The organism is Phyllobacterium sp. (assembly GCF_037994425.1).
Classification (GTDB): domain Bacteria; phylum Pseudomonadota; class Alphaproteobacteria; order Rhizobiales; family Rhizobiaceae; genus Phyllobacterium.
The window spans coordinates 1-8897 of the sequence record NZ_JBBNAM010000138.1 but is presented as its reverse complement, the minus strand read 5'-3'; the positions used below and the strand labels follow the sequence as shown (position 1 = coordinate 8897).

Sequence of the window (8897 nt, the reverse complement as noted above, 5' to 3'; positions counted from 1 at the left end):
CGCCAACGCGTTGGCACGCGATGACTTGAATCCCAGTGGTGGGGAAACCGAGTGAGCCTATCATAGTGGGGTTGTCCGTCGAAGGCGGAGGCCGATAACGCTGGGGCACCAAGTCCAACGCCACTTGCAAGCGTAGATTTGAGCGGCTCTAACTGATCTCCGTTAAATCGTGCCGTACCCGGCCGTTCCCCGGGATTTCGTTGGAACACGACCCTCCAAGGAGGCGACCGAGCAGGGCCAAGTTCCACGGCTTGTGTGTGTGCGCCTGGGGGACGATGTCGAAAGCCGCTTCGTTTTAGTTCCGAATGTTGGTTTTCCTAATATTCTCTTCCAGAACTGAACCGAAAAACGAACCGCTTCGCCATTTTCTGCTCCCTGTCTTTTCAAGGGTCGACAGCCAGACGTCGACCTTCCCTAAAACGAAAAAACCCCGCTGAAGGAAGCGGGGAGTTTGTTTCGAACCCAGCAGTCACGGTTGCAGGGGGATGGAGCGTTGAGGCTTCGCGGGGAAGAAAATGACGCAAAGCCCGACCAAAAACGGAGAGGGCACGCTTTCGTTCCTACCTCTTTTGGACGAGGCCCGTTCGACTCCGCTCAGCGCTTCAGCCTGCCGCAAGACAAGGTCGAGGTTTTGACCCAGACCAGGCTTTGTTCCCCGCAACGTCAAAACAATGTCGAGATTCTTCGGGTGATGGTCAGCCGCGCGGGCGGGTCGGGACGAACACTTTCCGCCGTTTCGGTAAACGCGAGCGAAAGCGTTTCCCCCGTGCGAGAGCCCGCAAGGTGTGCGACGGTCCCCAAGCTCTCACGAAACGAGCCGGTATAGCGCCCATTGCCCGGATTATACTGAATATCGATACGCATCGATGCGCTAAATATAACTGCCGCCGAGCAGCGCCCGTCGAGGTCAGCGCTCCCTGCCTTGCTGGTACCATTGAACCTACATGTCAGCGTGTGGCCTGAGCCGTTGACACGCTCTAAACTACCTATCCCCTTGAACCGCCCGTCAAAGGAATGCAGAAAGGCTATTTTCGCGGCCGACGGCCCCGGTTGGTGGCTGCGCCCCGATCGGCGTCGCGGCCAAAGCCACCATCGCGGCGCATGCTCCGAGCATTGTCGCGCGGTAAGCCATCGCATCCTCCGAGGTTCGTCATAGGGCATGTTCAGATTGGCGACTTGTCGACGCCATTAGGATCGGCCTAAATTCGCTCCGGCGCTATTAATGCAATGGCTTTGCGAAATGGCCCCGTCGAAGTTATAACTACCGGCGGCCATGAACGTTCCACCATCATCTCCAGCGTCGCTGTCCGCTGTTCACCGCTGCCGGACACTGCGAGATGACAACCGCGCTCTATTCAATTGGCGGGTGGTCGACTGGCTGGGTAAGCAGTCTGCCCAAGGAATACGTGTCGATCACTGCTTATTTTGTTTGGTAACCTAGTTGCCGGAACAATCCCCTCCTCCATCCGTTCGCTGACCACACAACTCGGAGGAAAATCCTATGACCAGTCCCTACAACGATGGCGCTCCCAGCTTTTCGGGCGGTCGCGCCAAGAGCACGCTGACTGCTTTCTTCGACAGCCGCGGCGACGCCGAAAAGGCCATAGACAACTTGAAGGAAGCTGGCATTCTTGATGTCTTATTGATGCCCGGCTACGAAGCCGACGGTGAAGGGTCGCCAGCAGCAGCCGAAAGCGCCGGCTTCTGGTCGAAGCTCGAAGATTGGCTGTTCCCGGACGATGACCGCGCGGTCTATGCCGAAGGTCTGCGCCGCGGCGGTTTCCTGGTTTCCGCAGGCGTTGACGACGCGACCTACAACACCGCTCATGCGATCCTCGACGACGAAGGCGCCATCGACATGGACGAGCGTGCCGACCTCTGGCGGACGGACGGCTGGACCGCTACCCGTGACCAGCAGGCGACCGCGTCGCGAGACGACGTCTTCCAGGCGGACGAGGCTGCCGGGGCTGCAACAGGTGTCGGCCGGTATTCGAGAAGCGCGGAGACAGTTTCTCCTCGCGTTCGCGCATACGAACTGACGGAGGACCTCCCCGACGATATCGTCGACGACGTCCTTCCGACGGGTCATCAGCGCGACGTTTCCGAAGGCGACCGACCGGTCGAGGACGGGATGACTCAGAGCCAGTCGATCGACGACCTCCGCCAAAGGCAAAGCCTGCCCGGCAACCGGTGAGTCACCCCAGCGGAAGATACCCTGGAGGGCAAGTCGGCCTTCCGGGGTTATTCGTATTCGGCATTCAATGGCAGGATCGGCAGGCTGCCCTCTGTCCACGCGGCTTTGCCACTAGTGCACGCATCCTGTAACGAACTTCGGCCAAGGCGGAACGGCAATGTCCGGCTAGCAGCATCCATAGCTGAGCTCCAAGGCGGAGGGGAAGGACGCCCGCCGCAGGCCGTCGGCCGCCATTTCAGACAGGGCAGTTGCACGTCTTCGACCGCCGCGTCAGCGGAACCAAAGCCGTACGAGATTTCCGCAGGCGGACGCCTTGTGATCGAGAAGAACAGCACATTGCCATGGCCAGCCTCAGTAGCCGCCAACGATCGGCAGAATTTCGCCCGTGATGTAGCTCGACATTTGGGGCGACGCGAGGAAGACGTATGCAGGTGCGATCTCTTCGGGTTGGGCTGCACGCTTCATCGCCGTCTGGCTACCAAACCTCGCGACGTCTTCGGCCCGCTTGTCGGATGGATTAAGAGGCGTCCAGACCGGCCCCGGCGCGACGGCGTTCACGCGAATCCCTTTCGCAACGAGCTGGCTCGACAGCGCCTTGGTAAAGGCGTGGATGCCGCCCTTGGTCATCGAGTAGTCGAGCAGTTCCTTCGAGCCTTCCAACCCGGTGACCGATCCAGTGTTGATGATCGCCGACCCGTTCGTAAGATGAGGGATGGCCGCCTTCGCCATGTAGAAATAACCGTAGAGGTTGGTCTTCAGAGTCTCGTCGAAGTGCTCGTCGGTCAGGTCTTCGATGTCGGCTGTGTGGACCTGGAAAGCAGCATTGTTGACGAGGATGTCGAGGCGCGAAAACTCCTTGGCAGCCTTCGCTACGGCGTCGCGGCAGAACTTCGGGTCTTTGACATCGCCCTTGATGACGAGGCATTGGCGGCCCTCCTTTTCGATAGCCGCCTTCGTGTCAGCCGCATCTCGGTCCTCGTCGAGATGGACGATGGCGACGTCTGCTCCTTCGCGTGCGAACAGGATCGCCACCGAGCGGCCGATGCCGGAATCACCGCCAGTGATCAAGGCTGCCTTGTTTTTAAGCTTTCCTGAACCCTGATAAAAGGGAGCGTCGTACATCGGTGCGAGACGAAGATCGGCCTCAGAGCCAGGCTTGTCCTGATGAACTTTCGGGAACGGCGGTTCGGGATAGGTCCGAGCGCCTGCCTGCATCGCGCCGGCGGGCTTCGATTTCGTCTTCTGATCGGCCTTCTCGACCTGCTGCTGGATATCGCGCTGCTTCGCGACGGTGGCTTTCGATGACATCTCGCTCTCCTCTCGATCGTCAAAAGACAACGCCGACGACGGCAAAAGGTCCCGCGAGGGGGAGTAAAAACAACACCCGTTTAGAACCAAGTCGATCGCCGCACCGACCGAAGTTGCGATTCGATTTCGTAAGGATCGAAATGACCGTCCTTTGTCATTACCAAGCGTTTGGGTGCAACGCGCGCTCGCAGGCCTTCAGAGCAGGTTCGGTCGCCGCGATTGATCGTGTTCCGCCACGATCATGAGAAGCGGCGTCGGGCTGTCTGCCAGCCACTTCGCCCGTCGACACCATCTGCGGTAGCCATACAGCCTATAAACAATTGATGTTATTATTTTTATCAATTGGCCAAGAACCCCGCGAAAGCCCGGAAACGTCGCCGCCATTCGATTCTTGCTCGAACAGCGTTGAACATCAGATTGGGCATCAAGCGGAAAACCCATGAGGCCAAACAAGCTCCGGCTTAGGCGTGGTCCGTCGATCCGAGCCCCCTTCACTCGCCGTCGTGTCGCGGCAACGCGCGAATATCCTGCACCCAGGGAAGTTCTGAAGAACACCAGTACTGCGACCGTGGTTTGAGGTCCTGCCGCTGGTTTATGGTTCCGAGCCGGATACCTACCTGATCAGCATCGTGCAGCTCGCCGGTCGTGTAGATCGGCGACCCGCAGTTAAAACAGAAATACTGCATCCGTCGACGACCATTGTCGGCGGTCTTTACGTACAGCTTTGGCTCGCCGGACGTGATATGGAACCTCTTGCGGGGCGCGCTCACCGTCACACGATATGCGGTTCCCGTTAGTCTTTGACAGTCCGTGCAGTGGCAGATCGACACTTCGCCGGGTTCGATGTCTGCCTCATATGTGACCTGCCCGCACTGACACTCACCGTCGATGTGCATACCTGTCCTCCTTCCGCAGCAATCCCTCGGACATAGCGGTTGAAAGTCATAAGTCGACATCCCCGCTTCGGCGTCAGTTGGACGGGGGATACCGGATTGAAGCGCCTCCTGTGGCCCAGTCTACTCCGCTGGTGATGCCCCTTCGGAAACCTTCTGCTTTCGTCGGTCGCGGGATTTTGCGTTCCGTCTTGCGTCCCTGAGTTCGTCCAGGTGCCACCAGCCGCGGACCTTTTCGTAGGCACCGGGCGGGCTCAGAGCTGGCCAGGCATGAACCACTTTGTCCAACGTTGCTGATGGCCGACCTGCCCAGACGTGTTCGTCGTCGAAGTGAATGAGATCGTCTTTCGCGGCTGGGTTTGATTGTCACTTGTCTGCTCATCGCTCATGAAATGGAAACCGCCCTGCTGATCTGCGGTTTCCATTCTCGGGCGAACGTCTTCCGGAAAAAGCGAGCGCCTTCTGCGCCACGGTGCTCGAGATCGTGTGCCCGACGGCCGGTTCGATATCGAGTTCGACCTTGAAGCCTTCCGTCCTGATCTGAGCGGCTGCTAGCGAAGAAGCCATTCGGAGGGGATGGTCCGGTCGTCCTTGCCGTGCACAAGGAGCATAGACGTGTCCTTGCTCGTACCGGAGACGGCAGAAACCCTACGAGGAAAGACAAGAGTGCGCCGACCTTCGAGCGGCGAACAGCAAGCCCAACGCCCATCCCATCGGCCTCGGCTGTATAAAACGCTGAAAAGAAATTTTCCGATGTCCGAGCGCCGAAGTCGACACTAACGTCACTTACAGCCCGACGCACCTGGTCTTCCCGATATAGGTTAGTCGTGAGTAGTTCATGGTGTTTGGCGAGAAAGCATTGCTCTCTTGGTTCAAAGAAGAGCCGAACGAGTTCGTTCACACGAGCTTCACGGCCGTACCGAAATCATCAAGCGCGGTGCCGGCTATCTGGAGGCTTTTGCAAACCTCTATGCCGGCTTTGGGAGGCGATGCGAGGCCGTTAGGAAAACAGGGAACCGTCGGCGATCGGACGGGTATTCCGACGGCCCACGACGGATTGAAGGGCTCCGCCTTTGTCGACGCAGTCATCAACAATTCCGAAAGCAACAGCGTCTGGCGGCGCCGATCGCGACATAGCCCCGAAATACCCGTGGAATACCCCATGCGGTTGCTTGACAGCATTTTCCCCTGGCCGCTGGAGTGGGCTTGTTCTTAGCATTGTTCCAGGCGCGGCTGCGCTAGCAGAGACGAACACCGCCGTTGCGAGCACCCGTCTAGAAAAAACAAGCACTTTGCTTCTAGGTGAGGAACTTAATCTAGTCAGTGACGTTTAACCGTGTCGCATTTCCAGCACCGGTGTACACTTTCATGATCGTTGATGTTGATCTCGTATTGGTTGTCGAGGACGAAGTTCTCATACGAATGAGCCTGGTTGAAGACCTAGAGGATGCTGGGTTGATAGTTCTTGAGGCGGGATCGGCCGATGAGGCGCTCAAGCTGCTCGACGAAAACCCTCACGTCGGGACCCTGTTCACCGACGTCAATATGCCCGGTGCAATCAGCGGGCTGGATCTGGCACGTCTGGTCAGCCAATCACGGCCCGATATTTCGATTGTCATAAGCTCAGGCTACCTAAGAATGCCCAAAGACGAATTGCCGGGCAATGTGAGCTTCATTTCCAAGCCTTACGACATTGAGCGTGTTGTCAAACAAATCCGGGGGCTTGTGCGCCTGTAAACGGCTACCGATTGCTTTGCACCCACCCTTAGTTCATAAAAATCAAATAACTTAGCAGCCGACGACGATATTGAGCACGACCATTGTGCTACGATCCAGGCTCAGAGATCTACGGACAATCCATGGCACTCGTGAAGACAACGCAACTGGGTTTGAAGGCTGCCACCCCACAGACGGCCAACGAAAGGCCTGCTGCAACGGCGGCGGTCTCCAGCGCTTCTCGCAGGTCCCAAGATCGCACGCGCGTTCGACATCAGAAGGCAGCCGAGCGCATTGGTGCTGCGACCGAGGAATTGGCCGCAGGAGTCGGACAAGCCGCCGCAGCCGCCGAGCAACTGCGCCGCGCGCTTGAGCAGATTGCCACCGGAGCAGAAGAGGCAGCGGGCGCTGCGCACGAGTCACTGTTGGCCACGACCCATCTTTCGTCCAGATTTTCCGCGGCTCGTACCGAAGCCGAGACGGCCCGCAAGCGGACTGAGGATCTCCAGAGCTCGGTTCTTGAATTTGCGGCGCAGATCGATTCCTCAATCGCCGCGATCGGTACCAATGCGTCTCGGCAGGTCGCCTCCGTCGATATCATTGATAGGCTTCAAACTCAGGCGGAGACCATCGGCGCCACGACCATCGCGGTTGCCGACATCTCGGATCGAACCAACCTTCTGGCGCTCAACGCGGCGATTGAAGCCGCCCGCGCTGGCGATGAGGGCCGTGGGTTCGCTGTCGTAGCCGACGAAGTGCGGTCGCTTGCCGAAATCGCCGAGCGGAGCTCGCGCGAGGTCAGCCAGCATGCCGAGACCATTGTGGATGGTGTTCGACGGGTCTCCGACCGCATCAAGTCGGCCGCCGCCAAAGCGGCCGAGCAGACGGCCTCGGGCCGAACTATTTCGCAGGGATTGCATTCCATCCGCTCTGGCCTGACTGCTCTTTCCCAAAGTAGCCAGGTGATCCTGATCGCCGCAGTCGAAGCTGAGGTCGCGACGCGCGAGGCGCAGAAAGGCTCAGAAGCCGTGGCAGCCGCGGCGGAGGAACAGTCAGCCGCTGCAACGGAGGCCCAGCGCGCCGTCCAGCAACAAAGTGCAGCTCTCGACGAAAGCCAAAAGACGGCGCAATCGCTTGCAACGCTTGCTGACGATCTTGTGAATGAGAACGGCCGATCCGCGCGAACCGAGGAGCTGAGTTCCGCGGCGGAGGAATTGTCCACGACGGTGCAGGAACTATCAGGTGCAGCCGGCGAGATCCTCATTGCGATCGAGCAGATCAGCCGAGGTGCGGAATCCCAGGCGACTGCAACGCAGCAGGCCGATGCGGCCATGGCACAAATTGAGAAAAGCGCTCTCCAGATACAGGAAAGTGCCGACATGGCAAGCAAACGCGCCGACGAAATCAAGGCACTTCTTGCGAAAAACAAAGACAATCTCAGCGGCATCGCGGCCGGCATTTCCGATGCGCTCGTTGAGACGCGAAACGCGCTGACGGAATTGAATGCGCTTGGAGAGATCGGTTTCCAGATCGAGCGAACGGTTGACCGGATCGTTCTCGTCGCCGTGCAAACGAGCATGCTGGCCGTCAGTGGATCAGTTGAAGCTGCTAGAGCAGGCGATGCAGGCCGTGGCTTTGCGATCGTCTCGACGGACATCCGAAAGCTCTCACAGGATGCAGCCGAGAATATTGATGGCGTCAAGGAAACGGTGCGGCAAATCCAGATTCAGATCGGGTCCGTGCAGAGGGAATTGGAGACGATCGCTGTCGCGTCAGAGGCAGAAATTGCCAAGAGCAAAACGATCGTCGAACGGCTGAGCGCGGCGGAGGCCGACGTGGAAGCGATGGTCCGAGGGAACGCTTCGATCCTCGATGCCTCGCAGGAAATCTTTGTTGCCGCAAAGCAGGTACAGGCTGGAACGCAGCAAATCGCCGCGGTTGCACAGGAGGCAAGCGCGGCCTCGGAACAGGCGGCGACCGCGGCCCGGCAACAATCGCGCGGGGCAGAGGATCTGGCTGCGGCTGTTGAGGAAATTGCGTCGTTGGCTGACGAACTCCAACTATCCGGCGGCTAGGCCCATGACAGCGTCAATCCCCATGGCAGATGTTGACCGGCGACGGCTCTTGTTTCGGGTTGGAGAGCAGAGGCATGAGATTGACGCGAGTCAGGTGTTGGAGGTCATTAGGGTGCCTCACATTACGCGCGTTCCCAATGGGCCAGAAGCGCTTGCTGGCATCGCCAATCTCCGTGGCAAGCCAATCCCGATCCTAGCGATGACCAAGGTTTTGCACGGTAGCGCGACTGCCATGCAAAACCACGGGAAAGTCATCGTCTACGATCATGGGGGAGCCCTTGGTCTTCTGGTTGACGACGTGCTGCGTTTGTCGACTGACACACTGTCGGCCCCACTCCATGGCTTGCCGGCCCTGCTGGACGCCGCGTTCAAGCAGACGAGGCTAGCAAGGGTCGAGCGCGGACATGCCAGCGGCAGCCTTGGCGGGACTGAAGCAGAGGAAACCTCAAAACTCATCGCATTGCTCTCCTTCCGCGTCGCGGGACAGCTTTACGGCTTGCCCCTCGATGATATCCGCGAAGTCTCGGGGCTTCCCGAGGAAATTTCCGTCTTTGGAAATGCACCAGACTCGATCATAGGTATCATTCCTTTGCGAGGCGGCGTCCTGCCGCTCGTTTCGCTCGCATCGTTGCTCGGGCTCGATAGCAACCAGGAAGGATCGACAGCGTCGTTTATCGTTGTGGTGGAGCACGAGGGTCAACTGTTGGGACT

Annotated in this window: 8 protein-coding genes; 4 read left to right on the top strand and 4 right to left on the bottom strand. The window is 58.8% G+C overall.

Annotated elements, in window-relative coordinates; translation table 11 throughout:
* Positions 1–1501: 1501 nt before the first annotated feature.
* On the top strand, positions 1502–2194 hold the full coding sequence (locus AAAB35_RS09980; protein WP_340668126.1) for a hypothetical protein: 693 nt from the start codon (positions 1502–1504) through the stop codon (positions 2192–2194).
* Between the two features lie 351 nt (positions 2195–2545).
* Here the strand turns inward: AAAB35_RS09980 and AAAB35_RS09975 are convergent, their stop codons facing one another.
* The 4 genes from AAAB35_RS09975 to AAAB35_RS09960 all read right to left on the bottom strand — a co-directional run bounded on the left by AAAB35_RS09975 (position 2546) and on the right by AAAB35_RS09960 (position 5484).
* Entirely contained in the window at positions 2546–3502 is a 957-nt protein-coding gene (locus AAAB35_RS09975; RefSeq protein ID WP_340668125.1) for an SDR family oxidoreductase, read from the bottom strand.
* 491 nt (positions 3503–3993) lie between these two features.
* A complete protein-coding gene (locus AAAB35_RS09970; RefSeq protein WP_112665446.1) occupies positions 3994–4398 on the bottom strand; it encodes a GFA family protein in 405 nt (134 codons plus the stop codon).
* A 375-nt stretch (positions 4399–4773) separates the two neighbouring features.
* Entirely contained in the window at positions 4774–4962 is a 189-nt protein-coding gene (locus AAAB35_RS09965; RefSeq protein WP_112825201.1) for a hypothetical protein, read from the bottom strand.
* Positions 4963–5292: 330 nt separating this feature from the next.
* On the bottom strand, positions 5293–5484 hold the full coding sequence (locus AAAB35_RS09960) for a hypothetical protein (protein WP_340668124.1): 192 nt from the start codon (positions 5482–5484) through the stop codon (positions 5293–5295).
* Positions 5485–5763: 279 nt separating this feature from the next.
* Here AAAB35_RS09960 and AAAB35_RS09955 point away from each other — a divergent pair, with 279 nt between their 5' ends.
* From AAAB35_RS09955 to AAAB35_RS09945, 3 genes are all read left to right on the top strand, one after another.
* The gene (locus AAAB35_RS09955; protein ID WP_340668123.1) at positions 5764–6132 is read left to right on the top strand and encodes a response regulator; all 369 of its coding nucleotides are present in this window, start codon (positions 5764–5766) and stop codon (positions 6130–6132) included.
* 122 nt (positions 6133–6254) lie between these two features.
* Complete coding sequence (locus AAAB35_RS09950; RefSeq protein WP_112665438.1) at positions 6255–8186, top strand: methyl-accepting chemotaxis protein; 1932 nt, start codon at positions 6255–6257, stop codon at positions 8184–8186.
* Positions 8187–8190: 4 nt separating this feature from the next.
* Positions 8191–8897, top strand: a 707-nt coding sequence (locus AAAB35_RS09945; RefSeq protein WP_340668122.1) for a chemotaxis protein CheW, incomplete at its 3' end; no start/stop codon positions are given.